The organism is Paraburkholderia sp. BL23I1N1 (assembly GCF_003610295.1).
GTDB lineage: Bacteria > Pseudomonadota > Gammaproteobacteria > Burkholderiales > Burkholderiaceae > Paraburkholderia.
In genome coordinates this window covers 6,607,782-6,625,945 of the sequence record NZ_RAPV01000001.1, presented here as the reverse complement: position 1 = coordinate 6,625,945, position 18,164 = coordinate 6,607,782, and the positions used below count along the sequence as shown (strand labels likewise).

Here is an 18,164-nt window from a genome sequence, read left to right as displayed (position 1 = left end):
ATGGCCGATTCGCGTTTTCACCGGCTCAAAGTGGCGGACGTGATCACGGAGAGCGCCGACGCGCGCTCTTTCGTGTTCGATCTGCCGCAGACGCTGCACGATGCCTTCAGCTATCGCCCGGGGCAGTTTCTCACGCTCAAGGTGCCTTGCGCGGATGCTGTCGTGCAGCGCTGTTATTCATTGTCGAGCGCGCCGGGCATCGACCGCGCGCCGAAGATCACCGTCAAGCGGGTACGCGACGGGCGCGTGTCGAACTGGATGTGCGACAGCATCCAGCCCGGTGACGAGCTCGACGTGATGGCGCCCGCCGGTGTGTTCACGCCGCGTTCGCTCGACGGCGATCTGCTTCTGTTCGCGGGCGGCAGCGGTATCACGCCGGTGCTGTCGATCCTCAAGTCCGCGTTGGTGAACGGGCGCGGCATGCTGACCCTGATCTACGCGAATCGGGACGCGCAGTCGGTGATTTTCAGCGAAGAATTGCGGCAGCTCGGGCAGCGGCACGCGGGACGATTGCGCGTGATTCACTGGCTCGATAGCGTGCAGGGCATTCCGCAGCAGCGTCATCTTGAAGAACTGGCGCGGCCGTGGAGCACGCAGGAATGCTTTATCTGCGGGCCCGCGCTGTTTATGGAGAATGCGTTGGCGGCAATGCTGGCGCTGGGGTTGCCGCGAGCGAAGGTGCATGTGGAGCGGTTTGCTTCGCTGCCGGATTTGCCGGCTGCGCCTGGCGTGAGCGGCCTGCCTGGCACGCGCGGAGCGACTGACACGACTGGAGCAACGGGCGCGCCGGAAGCGCGCACCGCATCCGCAGCACCAGAACTACCTGACGTACCCTCAGCCGCGGACTCGACCGATACAAGCTCCGTCACCAACGCTGCAATCGAAACCGTGCTCGATGGCAACACCTTCACCTTCATCTGCGAAAGCGGTGAAACCCTGCTCGACGCCATGCTGCGCGCCGACGTGCCCGCACCCAACTCGTGCCGCAGCGGTCTGTGCGGCGCCTGCATGTGCCGGGTCGAAGCCGGCAGCGTGAACCTGAACGCCAACCATGTGCTCGATGCGGCCGATCTGACGGACGGCTGGACGCTTGCCTGTAGTGCGACACCTGCCAGCGCGACGCTGCGCGTGGTTTTCCCCGACTAGGTTCGCGGTTCGCACGCGCGACCCTCGCGTGTTGCGCTTGCCGCGAACCCCACCCATCGAATTCACCATGACGCTCAACCACATCCTGACGACGCCCGCGCTGATCGCGCGCGGCGCCGCGCGCTACGGCACGCGCATCGCGATCGAAACAGCCCAGGGCGACCTGAGCTATGCGCAACTGGACGCGGCGCGGATCGGAGCGGCGCGCGCGTTGATGAGCTGCGGCATCCAGCCGGGCGAGCGTATCGCGATCTGGGCGCCGAACATAGCTGAATGGATCGTGGCGGCGCTCGCGATTCATAGCGCGGGAGCAGCGCTGGTGCCGATCAATACCCGCATGAAAGGCCTGGAAGCCGCGGCGATTCTTGAGGACAGCGGCGCGCGGCTGCTGTTCTGCTGCGGCACCTTCCTTGGCGATTCGTATCCGGCCATGCTGGCCGCACACCGTCCGGCGACGCTTGAACGCATCGTGGTGTTCGACGGCCCGGCAACAGAAACGGAATCGGAAGCGAGCGCCCACGACGAGACTTGGGACGCGTTCCTGCTGCGCGCGGCAGGCACCTCGATGGACGCGTTCCGTGCTCGCGAGGCGGCGGTGCGTCCCGACACGCTGATGGACATCATGTTCACGTCCGGCACGACGGGCCGTCCGAAAGGCGTCATGACCACGCACGGCCAGAATCTCCATGCGGTTCACGATTGGGCGCAGATCGCAACGCTGCGCGAAAGCGATCGCTATCTGATCGTCAACCCGTTCTTTCATGCGTTCGGCTACAAGGCTGGCTGGCTCGCGGCGTTCGCGAGCGGCGCGACCGTGCTGCCGCATCTCGTGTTCAACCCGGAGCGTGTGCTCGAACGCATCGTGAGTGACCGTGTGTCCGTCTTGCCGGGGCCGCCGACGCTGTATCACGCGCTGCTCGACATGCCGGACCTGGCCACGCGCGACCTGTCGTCGTTGCGCGTCGCGGTGACCGGCGCGGCGGCGATTGCGCCGAGTCTCATCGAAAGGATGCGCGTGCAACTGGGTTTCGAAACGGTGCTGACGGGCTATGGCCTCACGGAGTCATGCGGTTTTGCCGCGCTATGCCGCGGTGGCGACGACGCCGAAACCGTCGCTCACACCTCGGGCCGTGCAATGCCCGGCGTGGAGATTCGGATTGCCGACAGCAGCGGCGACGCGGTTGCCACCGGCGAGACCGGTGAAGTGCTGATTCGCGGCTACAACGTGATGCAAGGCTATTTTGGCCAGCAGGACGCCACCATCGACACCATCGACGATGAAGGCTGGCTCCATACCGGCGACCTCGGCACACTCGACGAACGCGGCTATCTGCGTATCACCGACCGTATCAAGGACATGTTCATCGTCGGCGGCTTCAATTGCTATCCGGCGGAGATCGAGCGGCTCTTCAGCGCGCATCCCGCGGTGGCGCAGGTCGCGCTGGTCGGCGTACCGGACGAACGGCTCGGCGAGGTGGGACATGCGTATGTGGTGCTGCGCTCGGGCGAGCACGCGAGCCCGGAAGAACTGACCGATTGGGCTCGCAAGAACATGGCGAACTACAAGGTGCCGCGGCATCTCACGCTAGTCGATCAGTTGCCTGTCAGCGCGGCGGGCAAGGTGCTCAAATACCGCTTGCGCGAGGCCGTCAAAAGTGACGTCGAAAGCAGCGCCGAAAACCAGGAAAAATCCGCTGAAAACACCGCCGCAAGCTAGTCTCAACAGACGATGTTAGCCGCCCCCCCGACCGCCAGAATAAGCCTGACAACAACAGGTTCTGGAGGAGTCGGAGATGATCGATGTACGGGCTTTAGGCTACGTTGTCGTGCAGTCGGCGGATGTCGGCACATGGCGCGGCTACGCGGAAAACGTGCTGGGCATGCAGACGCAGGACGCCACGGACGGCGCGCTGTACGTGAAGATGGACGAGCGCGATTTCCGCTACCTGATCGTGCCTGGCGACGCCGATCGCTATTTCGCGTCGGGTTGGGAACTGGCCGACGCGGCCGCCTTCGACGACGCGATCCGCACCCTCGAGCAGGCCGGCGTGGAAACGATCCGCGCCAGCGCGAAAGACGCCGCGCTGCGCCGCGTGCAGGCGATGGCGTGGTGCACCGATCCGTCCGGCAACCGGCATGAGTTCTTCTGGGGCGTGCGCGCCGATTTCCGGCGTTTCGCTTCGCCGCTCGGCGTGAGCGGTTTCGTTACCGGCGCGATGGGTCTCGGTCACGCCGTGCTGCCCGCCCCGCATTTCGACGCCACCGACGCATTCCTGCGCGACGTGCTCGGCTTCGAACTCTCTGACATCTTCCGCGTGCGCTTCACCGACGATCCCGCCGAACCCGAGAAGCGCATCCACTTTCTGCATTGCAAGAACGCGCGCCATCACAGCCTCGCGATCATGGACCTCGCGGTGCCGTCCGGCTGCATCCACGTAATGGCCGAAGTGAACTCGATGGACGAAGTGGGCCGCGCGCTCGACCGGGTCGCCACGCACGGCGTGAAGCTCTCCGCCACGCTCGGCCGTCATTGCAACGACCACATGATTTCGTTCTACATGAAAACGCCGGGCGGCTTCGATCTCGAGTATGGCTACGGCGGCTTGACGGTCGATTGGGCGCAGCACAGCGTCTACGAGGCGACCCGCGTGAGCCTGTGGGGCCACGACTTCAGCGTTGGATTCCGTTAGGCCCTGATTGGCAACCCCACAGAATATTCGCAGAGAGCACGCAGCAAACCCGCAGCAAGTACGCAGGAATACCGCATGAAACAACTCGACAAAACACTCAGCGCACGCGATGCCGTCGCGCAACTTTCCGACGGCATGACGATCGGCATCGGCGGCTGGGGTCCCCGCCGCAAACCGATGGCACTCGTGCGCGAAATTGTCCGCTCGAATCTGAAGGACCTCACCGTGGTCGCGTATGGCGGCCCTGACGTCGGGCTGCTGTGTGCCGCAGGAAAAGTCCGCAAGCTCGTGTTCGGCTTCGTTTCACTCGATGTGATTCCGCTCGAACCGCATTTTCGCCGGGCGCGCGAACAGGGCGCGCTCGACGTGTGGGAACTCGACGAAGGCCTGCTGCAACTCGGCCTGCGCGCCGCGGCGGCACGTCTGCCGTTCTTGCCGACGCGTGTCGGGCTGGGCACCGATCTGCTGAAACACGCACCGCATCTGCGCACCGTGCAATCGCCCTATGGCGGCGAGACGCTGCTGGCGATGCCGGCGCTCGAACTCGACGCCGCGCTGCTGCACGTGAACGCCGCGGACCGGATGGGCAATACGCGCATCGACGGTCCGGATCCTTTCTTCGACGCATGGTTTGCACGGGCTGCGGCGAAGTGCTTCGTCAGCAGCGAAACGCTGGTCGAAACGCTGGCGAGCAACGACCTCGATCTCGCGCGCCGCAACACCTTCGAGCGATCGCTTGTAAGCGGCGTGGTGCACGCGCCGTGCGGCGCGCATCCCACATCGTGCGCGCCTGCCTATGGCTGGGATCTGCCGCATCTGAAGGCATATTGCGCGAGCGCGGAAGACGTGCAACAAACAGCGGCTTACCTGAGTGAGGTAGTAGGCGCCGACGAACCGGGCTATCTGCAACGCGCAGGCGGCCGGTCCCATGTAGCGGCGTTGCCGTTGCCGATTCTGTAATGGAGCGCACATGAGCGACTCTCTCGACTATTCCCTCGCCGAATTGATGATTACCGCGGCGGCGCGCGTCTGGCGCGATGACGGCGAAGTGCTGGCCACCGGCATCGGTACGGGCCCACGTTTGGCCGCTGGTCTTGCGCGCCTCGCCTACAACGCGGGTTTGATGCTTACCGATGGCGAAGCCTATCTCGTCGAAAGCCCGGTGCCGCTCGGACCGCGCGAGGCGGGTTATCGCCTGCAGGCGTCCGGCCTGATGACCTACGAGCGCGTGTTCGATTGCGTGTGGCATGGCAAGCGTCACGCGTTGGTGATGCCCACGCAGATCGACCGTTTCGGTCAGGCCAATATCTCCTGGCTCGGCGACGACTATGCGCGCCCGAAAACGCAACTACTCGGCGCGCGCGGTTTTCCGGGCAACAGCATCAATCACGCGAATTCGTTTTTCGTCTCCGGCCATAGCAAACGTGCGTTCGTTGCCGGTGAAGTCGACATGGTGTGCAGCGTGGGCTACAACCCGGCACGCGAAATCCCCGGCATGCGCGCGTTCACCGATCTGCGCAGCGTGATTACCGATCTGTGCGTGATGGACTTTGGCGGCGCGAATGATGCGGTTCAGGTGCGCTCGCTCCATCCTGGTGTGAGCTTCGACGAAGTGCAGGACGCGACCGGATTCGAGTTGCGCGCGCATCCCGACATGCACGTAACGCCACCGCCAGGCGCCGACGATCTTCGGATCGTGCGCGCGCTCGACCCGCATAACCTGCGTGCGAGTGTTGTGCGCAATAACCCCGCGCCGCGCCGCGTGTGAGGGACATTATGCAAGCCACCCACGAAAGCGTCGTCGACTATAACGTGAGCGACGGCATTGCCACGATCACGATGAACCGCCCCGAGTATCACAACGCGCAGAACTCGAAAATGACGTATGCGCTCGACGCCGCGTTCAAGCGCGCGTCGAACGACGATGCGGTGAAGGTCATCGTTCTTGCGGGCGCGGGCAAGCATTTTTCGGCGGGCCACGATATCGGCACGCCGGGCCGCGACATCGACCAGTCGTTCGAGCGCGCCTCGCTCTGGTACGACCATGTCGGCAAGGAAGGCGGCGAGTTTCTGTACGCCCGCGAACAGGAAGTCTATCTCGGCATGTGCCGCCGCTGGCGCGATCTGCCCAAGCCGACCATCGCGATGGTGCAGGGCGCGTGCGTGGCGGGCGGCCTGATGCTGGCGTGGGTGTGCGACCTGATCGTAGCATCGGACGACGCGTTCTTTTCCGATCCGGTGGTGCGCATGGGCATTCCAGGCGTCGAGTATTTCGCGCATGCGTATGAACTGAATCCACGCATCGCCAAGGAGTTTCTGTTTCTCGGCGAACGGATGGACGCGGCGCGCGCGTATCAGATGGGCATGGTCAACCGCGTCGTGCCGCGCGAGCGCTTGCAGGACGCCACGACGGAAATCGCCGCGAAGATCGCGCGCATGCCGCGCCTCGGCTTGACGCTGACGAAGCAGGCCGTGAATCACGTCGAAGAATTGCAAGGCAAGCGCGCGGCGATGGATGCGGCATTTGCCTGGCATCACTTCGCGCATGCACACAACGAGCTGGTGAGTGGCGACAAGCTGGGGGGGTACGACGCCCGCAAAATGGCCGAATCGCAACGGCCCGCTGCGGCCACATCTGCCGCCACGCAAGAGAACGGAAAGGCCGACGGAGAAGCCGCATGAGCACGACGCTGCATACGCCCTTGTGCGATCTGCTCGGCTGCCGCTATCCGATCGTGCAGACGGCCATGGGTTGGGTTGCCGACGCAAAGCTCGTCGCCGCAACCTGTAATGCGGGCGGCTTCGGTTTTCTGGCTGGCGCGACGCTCGAGGCCGAACGCGTGGAAGCGGAAATCCTGCGCGTGAAGGAACTGACGGATAAGCCGTTCGGCATCAACTTCCATATGTTCCAGCCGAACGCGGCACAGGTGGTCGATCTGGCGATCAAGCACCGGCTGCGTGCAGTGAGCTACGGACGCGGACCTGACGCGAAGACGATCCACCGCTTCAAGGACGCGGGCGTGTTGTGCATCCCCACCGTGGGCGCACCGAAACACGCGGCTAAGGCGGTCGAACTGGGCGCCGACGCGGTCACCGCGCAAGGCGCGGAGGGCGGGGGCCATACCGGGTCGATGCCGACCACGCTGCTGTTGCCACGTGTGTTGGATGCTGTGAACGTGCCGGTGATCGCCGCAGGCGGCTTCTTCGACGGACGCGGTCTCGCGGCGGCGCTCGGCTACGGCGCGGCAGGCATTGCCATGGGCACGCGTTTTCTGATGGCGGAAGAGTCGCCCGTGCCGCGCTCGACGCTCGAACGCTACGTGGCGGTCAACGACCCGTCGCAAATCCGTGTATCCGCGGCGCTCGACGGCTTGCCGCAACGCATGATCGACAACCCTTATCTGCTGCGTCTCGAAGCTTTCGGCCCATTACGCCGCACGCTTTTCGCGTTGCGCACAGCTGAAGCGTGGCGTCGCCAGAGCGGCATGACTTTCGCACAGATGGCGTCGCTCGGTCAGAAGGCACTGCGCGATCACAGCTACACCGCGAGTCAGACGCTGATGGCGGCGAACGCACCGTTTCTGATTCAACGCGCCATCGTTGACGGTAAGCCGGACGAGGGCGTATTGCCGAGCGGCCAGGTCGCCGCGGTGATCGGCGCGATCGAGCCGTGCGAGACCTTGATCGCACGCATTGTCGACGATGCCGTGGCGCGGCTCGATGCGCTTGCGGCCATGCGCGGCGTGCCGGTTCACGTGTGAATCAAGCCATGACGCCGACGCCACGCACGCTCCAACGTATGCGCCGCTGCATGACGTCAGGCGTGACCCAACACGCGACACGAGGCATGACACAACGCATAACTGAACGCATGACCTCATAAAGCAAACCCACAAACATTCACCAGGGACGGAGACATGACAGAACCCATCAATAGCGTCCGCGCGCTGCCGTTCAGGATCGAACGCGAAGGCGGCATCGGCGAACTGGTGATCGACCAGCCGCCGGTCAATGCGCTCGATGCGCGCGGCTGGCAGGCGCTGGCCGACGCAATCGACGCGCTGGGTCGCGACGACAGCGTCCACGTGATCGTGCTGCGTGGCGCGGGGCGAGGCTTTTGCGCGGGCGTCGATATCAAGGAACTGGCGGCGCATCCCGAACGGATCGTCGCAGTCAACGCCGGCAATTACGCGACCTTTCGCGCGGTGCACCGCAATCCGAAGCCGGTGATCGTCGCGGTGCATGGCTTCGTGCTGGGCGGCGGCATCGGCATTTGCGGCGCGGCGGACGTGATCGTCGCCTCCGACTGCGCGCGCTTCGGCGTGCCTGAGATCGACCGTGGCGCAATGGGCGGTGGCGCCCACCTGCAACGGATGTTCGGCGTGCAGAAAGTGCGCGCCATGTATTTCACGGGCGACATGGTCGACGCCGCAGAAGCCTACCGGCTCGGCGCGGTCGAGCGCGTGGTGCCGCGCGAACAACTGCGCGAGGCGGCGTTCGAGATTGCCCGCAAGATCGCCTCGAAGAGCCCCGCGATGCTGCAACTCGCGAAAGAAGCGCTGAACGGTGTCGAAGACGGCGACCTCGAAGACAAATATCGCTGGGAGCAGGGCTTAACGTTGCAGGCGTATATGACGAACGATTCGGCGGAAGCACGCTCGGCCTTCATCGAAAAACGCGACGCGCAGTTCGATGGCGCCCACGACGCCGAACGTCAGGCCGGAGGGCGCACATGAAGCTTGACTACACGCCGGCGCAACGCGCATTTCGCGCGGAAATTCGCAGCTGGCTCGCGCGCCATGTGCCGCGCGAACCGCTGCCGAGTTTCGACACCGAAGCGGGCTTCGGCGCGCATCGGGAATGGGAGCGCACGCTGCATTCCGGCCGCTGGAGCATGGTGACGTGGCCGCGCGAACTGGGCGGACGCGGCTGCGATCTGATCGAGTGGCTGATCTTCGAAGAAGAATACTGGCGCGCCGATGCACCGATGCGCGTGAATCAGAACGGCATCTTCCTGCTCGGCCCGACCTTGATGGACTTCGGCACGGACGAACAGAAGGCCCGTTTTTTGCCGGCCATGGCGGCGGGCGAACACGTGTGGGCACAAGGCTGGTCCGAGCCCAACGCCGGCTCCGACATGGCGGCGATCCGCGCGAGCGCGATCCGTACCGACGGCGGCACGGGCGGCGAATACATTCTGAACGGCCAGAAGATCTGGTCGACCCGCGCGGTGTGGGCCGACTGGCTGTTCGGCCTGTTTCGCAGCGATCCGCAATCCACGCGCCATCACGGCCTGACTTTCCTGATGGTGCCGCTCTCGACACCGGGCATCACCGTGCGGCCGATCCGTCAGTTGAACGGCCAGACGGGTTTCGCCGAGATTTTCTTCGACGACGTGCGCGTGCCGGTCGAAAACCGTCTCGCCGGTGAAGGCATGGGCTGGCAGGTCGCCATGGCAACCGCCGGATTCGAACGCGGCCTGATGCTGCGCTCGCCCGCACGTTTTCAACGCACTGCCGAAGCATTGCGCGCGCTCTATCTGGCGCATCGCGCAGAAGCCGACCGCGATCCGACTTTGCGCGACCGGGTGATCGGCGCGTGCATGGATGCGCAGGCCTACGCGCTTTCCACCTACGCGACCGCGAGCCGTTTGCAGAAGGGCGGCCACATCGGCGCGGAGTCGAGCACGAACAAGGTGTTCTGGTCCGAACTCGATCTGCGCATGCATCAAACCGCGCTCGACATTCTCGGCGCACGCGCCGAGGTCCTGCCGCAAACGCACGAGCAACACGCGGCGCTCGGCACCTGGCTCGACGGTTTCCTGTTCGCGCAGGCCGGCCCGATCTATGCGGGCACCAACGAGATCCAGCGCAACATCGTCGCGGAACGGATGCTGGGAATGCCGCGTTCGTGATGCCGGTGCTGCAAGCAGCATGCAACCCGCTGCAGCCCGCATTCAGACGCTTAAAGGATTGAGCGAGGAACTATGGATTTCGTATTCAACGAAGATCAGGAAGCATTGGCGAGCAGCGTCAAGCGCTTTCTGATGACGGAGATGACGCCGGAGCTGATCCGCGAGTTGTGGAACACGCCCACGGGTCGCTCGGAGCGCATGTGGGATATGTTCGCCTCGCAGGGCTTAACGGCCGTATCGGTGCCGGAAAGTCACGACGGCTTGGGGCTCGGTGACGTGGAGTGGGCGCTGCTCGCGCAGACCTATGGCTATTTCGGGGGACCCGAGCCGTTACTCGATACGGCGCTCGTGGCCGTCGGCATGCTGGAAGGCTTGCCCGCCAGCGCGCAACGCGACGCGCTGTTGCGCGATATCGCGTCGGGGTCGGCGCGCGTGGCGATTGGGCATCCGGTGAATCCGTATGTTAGCGACGCGCACGTCGCACGGGTTCTGTTGTGCGAGCGGGACGGCGAATTGCATTGGCTCACGCCCGGCGCTTACCGATTGAATGCGGTGCAGAGCGTCGACCCTTCGCGCCGGCTGTTCGAACTCGTGTGGCAGGCAACGCCCGCCACACGGGTGGCAACGGCCGCCGAGGCGCAACCGTTGCTGGCGCGCGCACTCGATCAGGGCGCGTTCGCCGTCGCCGCGCAATTGCTCGGCCTCACGCAGCGCGTGCTCGACGTCGCAATCGATTACAGCGCGCAACGCAAGCAGTTCGGCAAGCCGATCGGCTCATATCAGGCGCTCAAGCATCTGCTCGCCGACGTCGCGATCCGCTATGAGTTCGCGCGGCCGGTGGTGTATCGCGCCGCCTGCGCGATCGCCGACAACGACCCGCAGCGCGCGCTCTACGTCTCCCACGCAAAGCTCGCCGCCGCCGCAGCAGCGCAGCTCGCCGCACGCCACGCGATGCAGGTGCACGGCGCGATTGGCTACACGTGGGAGCTCGATTTGCAGATCTTCATGAAACGCATCTGGGCGCTCTCGGGTAGCTGGGGCGACACGACGTTTCACAAGAACCGTGTGGCCGACGCGCTGATCGAGTCATGCGCGCCGATCGGACCGGCCCGTACTTTCGAACGGGACTCCTAATGAAACAGGCTTATATCGTCGATGCGTTGCGCACGCCCACCGGCCGCCGCAAAGGCGGACTCGCGCAGGTGCATGCCGCGGATCTCGGCGGCTTTGTGCTGAAGGAACTGGTCGCCCGTAACGGCATTCCCGCCGATGAGTACGACGACGTCGTGTTCGGCTGCGTCGATACGATCGGTCCGCTGGCGGGCAATATCGCGCGCACCTGCTGGCTCGCCGCGGGCTTGCCGCTGACGGTGCCCGGCGTCACGGTGGACCGTCAATGCGGTTCGTCGCAGCAGGCGGTGCATTTTGCCGCGCAGGCCGTGATGAGCGGCACGCAGGATGTGGTAGTTGCGGGCGGCGTGCAGACCATGACGCAGATCCCGATTTCGTCGGCGATGACGGCGGCCGAGCCGCTGGGTTTCACCGATCCGTTCTCGGGCAGCATTGGTTGGCGCTCGCGGTTCGGCGATGCGCCGGTCTCGCAGTTTCATGCGGCGCAGCGGATCGCGGATCACTGGAATCTTTCGCGCGAAACGATGGAGCAGTACGCGCTGGAGAGTCACCGGCGCGCGCTGGCGGCAATCGAAGGTGGGTACTTTGCGCGCGAAATCGTGCCGGTCGCCGGTGTGGTTCACGACGAGACCCCGCGCAAGGACACGACGCTCGCCAGGATGGCTTCGCTTGAACCGCTGATGCCCGGCGGCGCGCTGACGGCGGCTGTTTCGAGCCAGACCTGCGATGCGGCGGCCGCGCTGCTGATCGTCTCCGAAGAGGCGCTCAAACGTTACGGCCTCACTCCGCGCGCGCGTATTCATCACCTGAGCGTGCTCGGCGACGATCCGCTGTGGATGCTCACCGCGCCGATTCCCGCGACACGTCACGCATTGAAGAAGACCGGCCTTTCGCTCGACGCCATCGACGTGGTGGAACTGAACGAAGCGTTCGCCTCGGTGGCGCTCGCGTGGCTGGCTGAGACGCGCTATCCGCACGAGAAGACCAATCCGAACGGCGGCGCGATCGCGCTTGGCCATCCGCTCGGCGCAACCGGCGCGCGGCTGATGACGAGCCTCTTGCACGAGCTTGAACGCACGCAAGGCCGCTACGGATTGCAAACGATGTGCGAGGGCGGTGGGCTTGCCAACGTCACGATCATCGAGCGCCTGTAAGCGCAAATAAGCGCATCACTGTCTACGAGGATCAAGCATGGAAATCTGCAACGAACGCACCGTGATCGTTACCGGCGCGGGTGGAGGGTTGGGCCGCGAATACGCGCTGGCGTTTGCCGCCGAGGGTGCGGCGGTGGTGGTCAACGATATTCGTCAGGAGGCCGCACAAGCTGTCTGCGACGAGATCGTGCGAGCCGGCGGCCGGGCACTGGCGAATGCCGACGACATTACGCGCATCGATACCGCGCAACGCATCATCGACGCTGCGCACGCGGCCTTCGGCGAGATTCATGTGCTGGTGAACAACGCGGGCATCTGCCGCGACCGGATGTTCACCAGCATGACCGAAGCCGATTGGGACGACGTGATGCGGGTCCATCTGCGCGGACATTTCTGTCTTTCGCAACTGCTGGCACGCGAGTGGCGCGATGCCGCGAAGGCGGGGCGCGAGGTGGATGCGCGCATTGTCAACACCAGTTCGGGGGCGGGTCTGCAAGGGTCGATCGGCCAGGCGAACTATGGCGCGGCCAAGGCGGCCATCGCGGCCTTGACGTTGATGCAGGCCGCGGAATTGCAACGCTACGGCGTTCGGGTGAACGCGTTGGCGCCGGCGGCGCGCACCTCGATGACCGAAGGCGTATTCGCCGAGATGATGAAAAGGCCGGCCAATGGCTTCGATTACTTCGATCCGGCCAACGTTGCGCCACTGGTCGTCTGGCTCGGCAGCGTGCAATCGCGCGACGTGACGGGGCAGGTATTCGAAGCGGCGGGCGGCATGATCTCAGTGGCCGAAGGCTGGCGAACGGGGCCGCGCATCGACATCGGCGCACGTTGGCAAGTCAATGCGGTGGGCGGCGCGGTGGCGGCGCTGGTCGCGGAGCGTGAGCCGGCGCAGCAAGTGTACGGAAGCTGACGCAATGAACCTCGCTCTCTCCGAAGAACAAACCATGATTCGCGATTCGGCGGCTGACGTGCTGGCGGAGCGCAGCGCATCGGCGGCGGTGCGGCAGGCGATCGAACACAGCGCGGGCCGCGACGATGCGCTGTGGCAGACGCTCGCCGGCGAACTCGGCTGGTGCGCGCTGACCGTGCCGGAAGCAGCGGGCGGCGCGGGCCTGGGCGCGACGGAACTGGTGTTGCTGATGGAACAGATGGGGCGGCGTCTTGCCTGCGTGCCTTATTTCAGCACGGTATGCCTGGCGGCGACGGCGCTGGCGCAGTGCGAATCAGCGGCGGCTCGTGAATGGCTCTCGCGGATCGCGGGCGGCGAGGTGAGCGCAACGCTCGCCTTACAAACAACGGCCGGTTTCGAGGCAAGGACGGGTTCTGTTTATGCAGCGGCCGTCTTCGATGCACGTAAGGTTGCGTTTTACGCGGAAGAGACGGCTCACGGCTACCGTTTGTCTGGGACGTTGGCACAAGTTGTCGACGGTACGAGTGTCGATCTGTTGTTGGTGCCCGCATTGATCGCGAACGAAGCGCAGACCATCGCGCTGTTCGAACTGAACTGCGCCGATCTTGCGGGCCTGACCTGCACGCCGCTCATCACGCTGGATTCGACGCGCCCGTTGGCGCGTGTCGAGTTGGATGCGGTCGATGTGCAGCGTAACGCGCTGCTGGCATGTGGCAGCGAGGCGCAACGTGCGCTGTCCGTCACCGTGTGGTTTGCCGCGCTGGCGCTGGCCGCCGAACAACTCGGCGGCGCGCAGCAGTGCCTTGACCTCACGCTTGCCTACACGGCAGAGCGCGTGCAATTCGGCCGTGCGATCGCGTCGTTTCAAGCGGTCAAACATCGTTGCGCGCAGATGATGGTCGACATCGAGGCAACGCGTTCGGCCGTTCTCGGCGCGGCGCTGGCTTGGGATCACGCGCGGAATCAATTGCAGACTCAGGCACCGGACCCGATGCGCAATCAGGCCGGCGCTTCGTTACCGACGGAAGTGCTCACCGATATCGCCACAGCAAAAGCCACCGCCAACGAAGCATTCCGCTTCTGCGCTCAGGAAGCGATCCAGTTGCACGGCGGCGTCGGCTTCACATGGGAATACGACCCGCAACTCTATTTCAAACGCGCTCAGGCTTCTAGCGCGCAATTCGGCACGACCGCGCAGATGCTGTCGTTTATCGCGGACCAGGTGGTCGATCGCAGCGAGCCTTTGGGCGCGAGCTTGTCCTTGCCGCTGGCCCATGCCGACCACGTGCAAGCCGTCCTCGCGGGAGTGCTTTGATGAACAGCGAAACGAACAGCGAAACGCAACAGCAACGCTTGCGTGTGGAAGTCGCCGAGTGGATGAGCACGCACCTAAGCGGCGAATTTGCCTGCCTGCAATACCGCGGCGGTCCCGGCGACGAGGAAGCGTATCCGGCGCTGCGCAAGAAATGGGAACGTGAACTGGCAAGCGGCGGCTGGACGGGCCTCGGCTGGCCGAAGGAGCAAGGCGGCCGTGCGATGTCCGTCGCCGACCAGGTGATCTTCCACGAGGAATACGCCCGGGCCGGCGGTCCAGGGCGCATGGGCCATATCGGCGAGGGTTTGCTTGGACCGACTCTGATCGCATGCGGCACCGAAGACCAACGCAAGCGTTTTCTGCCTGGCATCCTGAACGGCACGCAGTTTTGGTGCCAGGGCTATTCGGAACCAGGCGCGGGATCGGATCTCGCGAACGTTCGCACACGTGCGGTCCGCGAAGAAAACGGCAATTGGCGCGTGCGTGGCCAGAAAGTCTGGACCTCGCTTGCGCACGATTCCGACTGGATCTTCATGATCGCGCGCACCGAACCGGAATCGAGGGGCAATCGCGGATTGTCGTTCCTGTTGATGCCGCTCGATCAACCCGGCATCGAGATTCGTCCGATCAAACAATTGAACGGCGGCGCGGAATTCAACGAGGTGTTCTTCGACGGCGCGCTTGCCGCCGCCGAAGACCTGGTCGGCGCCCCCGGCGACGGCTGGCGTATTGCGATGTCGCTGCTCGGCTTCGAGCGCGGCATGTCCACCCTCGGTCAGCAGATGCAGTTCATCCGCGAACTCGAATGGGTGGTCGACGCGGCGCATGAAGCGGGGGTTGCGAACGACTCGCTGATTCGCCAACGGATCGCGAGGGCGTGGGCGGGTTTGCGCGTGATGCGTTACAACGCGCTGCGCATGCTGGCCGGTGCTGACGCCGGCGAGAACGGCGGCGCGTTGGGCCGTGAAGCGCTGATCTACAAATACTACTGGTCGAACTGGCATCGCGAACTCGGCCAACTGGCAATGGACGTGCTCGGTCCCAACGCCAATCTGATCGACAGCGCCGATGCGAAGCGCACGCGCCTGCAGGGCGTGTTCCTGTTCTCACGCGCCGACACGATCTACGCGGGCACCAACGAAATCCAATTGAACATCATGGCCGAGCGCGGGCTCGGCATGCCGAGAGAACCCCGAGGAACACTATGAACGAATCCCAAACGGTGCGGAGCGCGCCTGCCTATGTGCCGGGCCATCAACTGCTGGCGGGTAGATCCGTGCTGATTACGGCGGCCGCCGGTGCGGGCATCGGTTTCGCCGCCGCCAAACGCAGCGCGGAAGAGGGCTGCCGCGCGCTCTTCATCTCCGACATCAACGAAAAGCGCCTCGCGCAGGCGGTCGAGACGTTGCGCGCTGAAACCGGTTTGCGGGCAACTTACGGGCGTTTGTGCAACGTCTCGGTGGAAGAGGAGGTACGCGCGCTGGTGGCGGACGCCGAAGACAAGATGGAAGGCGTCGACGTGCTGATCAACAACGCCGGGCTCGGCGGCGCGCGTCGCATCGTCGAAATGGACGATGCCGAATGGTCGCGGGTGATCGACATTAGCCTTACCGGCACCTTCCGCATGACGCGGGCGATGTTGCCCCATATGCAGCAGCGTGGCCGTGGCGTGATCGTGAATAACGCGTCGGTGCTCGGCTGGCGCGCACAGGCGGAACAGGCGCACTACGCGGCGGCGAAGGCCGGCGTGATGGCGCTCACGCGCTGCGCCGCGCTCGAAGCCGCGCCGTACGGCGTGCGGATCAATGCGGTGGCGCCGAGTATTGCGCTGCACGATTTTCTGAAGAAGTCGGCTTCGGCCGATCTGCTCGATCAACTGGCGTCGCGTGAAGCATTCGGACGCGCCGCCGAAGTGTGGGAGGTAGCGAACGTGATGGTCTTTCTGGCAAGCGACTACGCGTCGTATATGACCGGCGAAGTGCTGTCGGTCAGCAGTCAGCACGCGTGATGGACAGTGTGATGATGGAAGCGCGGACTGAACCACTCGGCAACCCGCTGCCGGCTCGCGTGTTCGCTCATCCGGACGAACTGATTGCGGCGGTCGGCGAACGGCTCGGCGAAAGTGCGTGGATGCAGGTCGAACAGGCGCGCAGCGCGCTGTTCGCGGACGCCACGCTGGATCATCAATGGGTGCATGTGGATGAGGAACGCGCGCGGCTCGGTCCGTTCGGCGCCTGCATTGCGCATGGCTTCCTGACCCTTTCGCTCGTCAATTTCTTTCTGCCGCAAATCGTGCGTATCGACGGCGCGCGGCTCGGCGTCAATTACGGCTGCGACAAGATCCGCTTTCCCGCACCGGTGCGAGCCGGCGCGCGCATTCGCGGCGTCGGCCAGTTGCTGCGCGCCGAAGCGATTGAAGGCGGCGTGCAGGCCTGGATTCGCGTGGCCGTGGAAATCGACGGCGAGACTAAACCCGGTTGCGTGGCCGACACCATCAGCCGCTACTACCTGTAGCACCCCGAAGAAAGCTGTAGCACCCGTAGAGGAATATTTCATGAACGAAGCGGTCATCGTCTCGGTTGCGCGCACACCGATCGGCAAAGCGTATCGCGGCGTGTTCAACGACACCGAAGCGCCCGCACTCGGCGGCCACGTGGTGCGCGCCGCGGTCGAGCGCGCACAACTCGACCCCGCCGATATCGACGACGTGCTGATGGGCTGCGCCGCGCAACAGGGCACCCAGGGCTACAACATCGGCCGGCTCTCGGCGGCCGCGGCGGGGTTGCCGGCTTCGGTGCCGGGCATGGCGATGGACCGGATGTGCTCGTCGGGCTTGATGACGATCGCGACGGCCGCGCAGAACATCCTGTGCGGCGACGCGCGGATCGTGGTGGCGGGCGGCGTGGAGTCGATCACGCTGACGCAGAACAAGCACAAGAATGCCTACCGGGCGCGTTCGGACGCGGTGCTTGCGCACCAACCGGCCGCGTACATGGCGATGATCGAAACGGCGGAAATCGTCTCGCGCCGTTACGGCATTTCGCGCGAGGCGCAGGACGAATACGCGCTGACGAGCCAGCAGCGCACGGCCGCGGCGCAAGCGGCGGGTCGCTTCGACGAAGAGATCGTGCCGTTCGATGCGCAACGCGCGCTGTTCGATAAGGAAGGCAAACCAACCGGCAGCGAAAGCGTGCGAGCCACGCGCGACGAATGCAATCGCGCCGATACAAGCGCGGCCAGTCTGGCGGCGCTGAAGCCGGTCTGGAGCGGTGGTGAGGCGATCGCGCAGGGCGAGTTCATCACGGCGGGCAATGCGTCGCAATTGTCCGACGGCGCGGCGGCGGTAGTCGTGATGAGCGCAGTAGAAGCGAAGCAACGCGGCTTGAAGCCGCTCGGCATCTATCGTGGCATGGCGGTGGCGGGCTGCGGTGCCGACGAAATGGGCATCGGTCCGGCGCTCGCGGTGCCGAAACTGCTGGCACGTCATCGACTGACGATGAACGACATCGGCCTGTGGGAAATGAACGAGGCGTTCGCGTGCCAGGTCATTTACTGCCGCGATCAACTGCATATTCCTGCCGATCGCCTGAATGTGAACGGCGGCGCGATTTCGGTCGGCCATCCGTTCGGAATGTCCGGCACCCGAATGACGATGCACGGTCTGCTCGAAGCGCGGCGGCGCGGCGTGCGGTATGTCGTGGTGACCATGTGCGTCGGTGGCGGGATGGGCGCTGCGGCACTCTTCGAAACAGCGGCGTAGACCGCGGTCGGAGCTTTACATGGGACCAGAGTAACGAGCTTTACATGGGACCAGAGTAACGAGCTTTGCATGGGATCGGAGTAAGCGCTAAAGCGCCAACTCCGATCGACAGCTAAAGCGCGAACGCCGATCGACATCTGG

The 18,164-nt window shown here is 64.7% G+C and carries 17 protein-coding genes; all 17 read left to right on the top strand.

Features of this window, described 5'->3' with window-relative positions; translation table 11 throughout:
• Positions 1 to 1,146: a ferredoxin--NADP reductase gene (locus B0G76_RS30935; protein ID WP_120295845.1), complete on the top strand. Its 1,146-nt coding sequence runs from the start codon at positions 1 to 3 to the stop codon at positions 1,144 to 1,146.
• Between the two features lie 67 nt (positions 1,147 to 1,213).
• Positions 1,214 to 2,863 (top strand): FadD3 family acyl-CoA ligase, encoded by a 1,650-nt coding sequence (locus B0G76_RS30930; protein WP_120295844.1) that lies wholly within the window; start codon positions 1,214 to 1,216, stop codon positions 2,861 to 2,863.
• Positions 2,864 to 2,939: 76 nt separating this feature from the next.
• Positions 2,940 to 3,836 carry a VOC family protein gene (locus B0G76_RS30925; RefSeq protein WP_120295843.1) on the top strand — a complete coding sequence of 299 codons (897 nt, stop codon included), beginning with the start codon at positions 2,940 to 2,942 and terminating at the stop codon, positions 3,834 to 3,836.
• A gap of 75 nt (positions 3,837 to 3,911) precedes the next feature.
• Positions 3,912 to 4,796 (top strand): CoA transferase subunit A, encoded by an 885-nt coding sequence (locus tag B0G76_RS30920; RefSeq protein ID WP_120295842.1) that lies wholly within the window; start codon positions 3,912 to 3,914, stop codon positions 4,794 to 4,796.
• A 10-nt stretch (positions 4,797 to 4,806) separates the two neighbouring features.
• The gene (locus tag B0G76_RS30915; RefSeq protein ID WP_120295841.1) at positions 4,807 to 5,604 is read left to right on the top strand and encodes a CoA-transferase subunit beta; all 798 of its coding nucleotides are present in this window, start codon (positions 4,807 to 4,809) and stop codon (positions 5,602 to 5,604) included.
• A gap of 8 nt (positions 5,605 to 5,612) precedes the next feature.
• Complete coding sequence (locus B0G76_RS30910; protein WP_259460777.1) at positions 5,613 to 6,518, top strand: enoyl-CoA hydratase; 906 nt, start codon at positions 5,613 to 5,615, stop codon at positions 6,516 to 6,518.
• The gene (locus B0G76_RS30905) at positions 6,515 to 7,597 is read left to right on the top strand and encodes a nitronate monooxygenase family protein (protein WP_120295840.1); all 1,083 of its coding nucleotides are present in this window, start codon (positions 6,515 to 6,517) and stop codon (positions 7,595 to 7,597) included. Before B0G76_RS30910 ends, B0G76_RS30905 begins: the two co-directional genes overlap by 4 nt.
• Before the next feature lie 156 nt (positions 7,598 to 7,753).
• Positions 7,754 to 8,572 (top strand): enoyl-CoA hydratase family protein, encoded by an 819-nt coding sequence (locus B0G76_RS30900; protein ID WP_120295839.1) that lies wholly within the window; start codon positions 7,754 to 7,756, stop codon positions 8,570 to 8,572.
• Positions 8,569 to 9,750, top strand: coding sequence for an acyl-CoA dehydrogenase family protein (locus tag B0G76_RS30895; protein WP_120295838.1), 1,182 nt, complete (start codon positions 8,569 to 8,571; stop codon positions 9,748 to 9,750). Before B0G76_RS30900 ends, B0G76_RS30895 begins: the two co-directional genes overlap by 4 nt.
• A 72-nt stretch (positions 9,751 to 9,822) precedes the next feature.
• The gene (locus B0G76_RS30890; RefSeq protein ID WP_120295837.1) at positions 9,823 to 10,884 is read left to right on the top strand and encodes an acyl-CoA dehydrogenase family protein; all 1,062 of its coding nucleotides are present in this window, start codon (positions 9,823 to 9,825) and stop codon (positions 10,882 to 10,884) included.
• Positions 10,884 to 12,035, top strand: coding sequence for an acetyl-CoA C-acetyltransferase (locus B0G76_RS30885; protein ID WP_120295836.1), 1,152 nt, complete (start codon positions 10,884 to 10,886; stop codon positions 12,033 to 12,035). The genes B0G76_RS30890 and B0G76_RS30885 overlap by 1 nt, the downstream gene beginning before the upstream one ends.
• Before the next feature lie 37 nt (positions 12,036 to 12,072).
• The gene (locus tag B0G76_RS30880; protein ID WP_120295835.1) at positions 12,073 to 12,948 is read left to right on the top strand and encodes an SDR family oxidoreductase; all 876 of its coding nucleotides are present in this window, start codon (positions 12,073 to 12,075) and stop codon (positions 12,946 to 12,948) included.
• A 4-nt stretch (positions 12,949 to 12,952) separates the two neighbouring features.
• A complete protein-coding gene (locus B0G76_RS30875) occupies positions 12,953 to 14,263 on the top strand; it encodes an acyl-CoA dehydrogenase family protein (RefSeq protein WP_120296924.1) in 1,311 nt (436 codons plus the stop codon).
• Positions 14,263 to 15,471: an acyl-CoA dehydrogenase family protein gene (locus B0G76_RS30870; protein ID WP_120295834.1), complete on the top strand. Its 1,209-nt coding sequence runs from the start codon at positions 14,263 to 14,265 to the stop codon at positions 15,469 to 15,471. Before B0G76_RS30875 ends, B0G76_RS30870 begins: the two co-directional genes overlap by 1 nt.
• Positions 15,468 to 16,271 carry an SDR family oxidoreductase gene (locus B0G76_RS30865; RefSeq protein ID WP_120295833.1) on the top strand — a complete coding sequence of 268 codons (804 nt, stop codon included), beginning with the start codon at positions 15,468 to 15,470 and terminating at the stop codon, positions 16,269 to 16,271. Before B0G76_RS30870 ends, B0G76_RS30865 begins: the two co-directional genes overlap by 4 nt.
• The gene (locus tag B0G76_RS30860) at positions 16,271 to 16,777 is read left to right on the top strand and encodes a MaoC family dehydratase (RefSeq protein ID WP_259460776.1); all 507 of its coding nucleotides are present in this window, start codon (positions 16,271 to 16,273) and stop codon (positions 16,775 to 16,777) included. Before B0G76_RS30865 ends, B0G76_RS30860 begins: the two co-directional genes overlap by 1 nt.
• A gap of 40 nt (positions 16,778 to 16,817) precedes the next feature.
• A complete protein-coding gene (locus B0G76_RS30855; RefSeq protein WP_120295832.1) occupies positions 16,818 to 18,023 on the top strand; it encodes an acetyl-CoA C-acyltransferase in 1,206 nt (401 codons plus the stop codon).
• The last annotated feature ends 141 nt before the right edge of the window (positions 18,024 to 18,164 follow it).

What these genes read in the sequence shown, in the direction of transcription:
- B0G76_RS30875 (WP_120296924.1), top strand. Translation starts at nt 12,953, where the DNA reads ATGAACCTCGCTCTCTCCGAAGAACAAACCATGATTCGCGATTCGGCG.
- B0G76_RS30890 (WP_120295837.1), top strand. Translation starts at nt 9,823, where the DNA reads ATGGATTTCGTATTCAACGAAGATCAGGAAGCATTGGCGAGCAGCGTC.
- B0G76_RS30885 (WP_120295836.1), top strand. Translation starts at nt 10,884, where the DNA reads ATGAAACAGGCTTATATCGTCGATGCGTTGCGCACGCCCACCGGCCGC.
- B0G76_RS30855 (WP_120295832.1), top strand. Translation starts at nt 16,818, where the DNA reads ATGAACGAAGCGGTCATCGTCTCGGTTGCGCGCACACCGATCGGCAAA.
- B0G76_RS30910 (WP_259460777.1), top strand. Translation starts at nt 5,613, where the DNA reads ATGCAAGCCACCCACGAAAGCGTCGTCGACTATAACGTGAGCGACGGC.
- B0G76_RS30930 (WP_120295844.1), top strand. Translation starts at nt 1,214, where the DNA reads ATGACGCTCAACCACATCCTGACGACGCCCGCGCTGATCGCGCGCGGC.
- B0G76_RS30865 (WP_120295833.1), top strand. Translation starts at nt 15,468, where the DNA reads ATGAACGAATCCCAAACGGTGCGGAGCGCGCCTGCCTATGTGCCGGGC.
- B0G76_RS30860 (WP_259460776.1), top strand. Translation starts at nt 16,271, where the DNA reads ATGGACAGTGTGATGATGGAAGCGCGGACTGAACCACTCGGCAACCCG.
- B0G76_RS30900 (WP_120295839.1), top strand. Translation starts at nt 7,754, where the DNA reads ATGACAGAACCCATCAATAGCGTCCGCGCGCTGCCGTTCAGGATCGAA.
- B0G76_RS30920 (WP_120295842.1), top strand. Translation starts at nt 3,912, where the DNA reads ATGAAACAACTCGACAAAACACTCAGCGCACGCGATGCCGTCGCGCAA.
- B0G76_RS30915 (WP_120295841.1), top strand. Translation starts at nt 4,807, where the DNA reads ATGAGCGACTCTCTCGACTATTCCCTCGCCGAATTGATGATTACCGCG.
- B0G76_RS30870 (WP_120295834.1), top strand. Translation starts at nt 14,263, where the DNA reads ATGAACAGCGAAACGAACAGCGAAACGCAACAGCAACGCTTGCGTGTG.
- B0G76_RS30925 (WP_120295843.1), top strand. Translation starts at nt 2,940, where the DNA reads ATGATCGATGTACGGGCTTTAGGCTACGTTGTCGTGCAGTCGGCGGAT.
- B0G76_RS30935 (WP_120295845.1), top strand. Translation starts at nt 1, where the DNA reads ATGGCCGATTCGCGTTTTCACCGGCTCAAAGTGGCGGACGTGATCACG.
- B0G76_RS30895 (WP_120295838.1), top strand. Translation starts at nt 8,569, where the DNA reads ATGAAGCTTGACTACACGCCGGCGCAACGCGCATTTCGCGCGGAAATT.
- B0G76_RS30905 (WP_120295840.1), top strand. Translation starts at nt 6,515, where the DNA reads ATGAGCACGACGCTGCATACGCCCTTGTGCGATCTGCTCGGCTGCCGC.
- B0G76_RS30880 (WP_120295835.1), top strand. Translation starts at nt 12,073, where the DNA reads ATGGAAATCTGCAACGAACGCACCGTGATCGTTACCGGCGCGGGTGGA.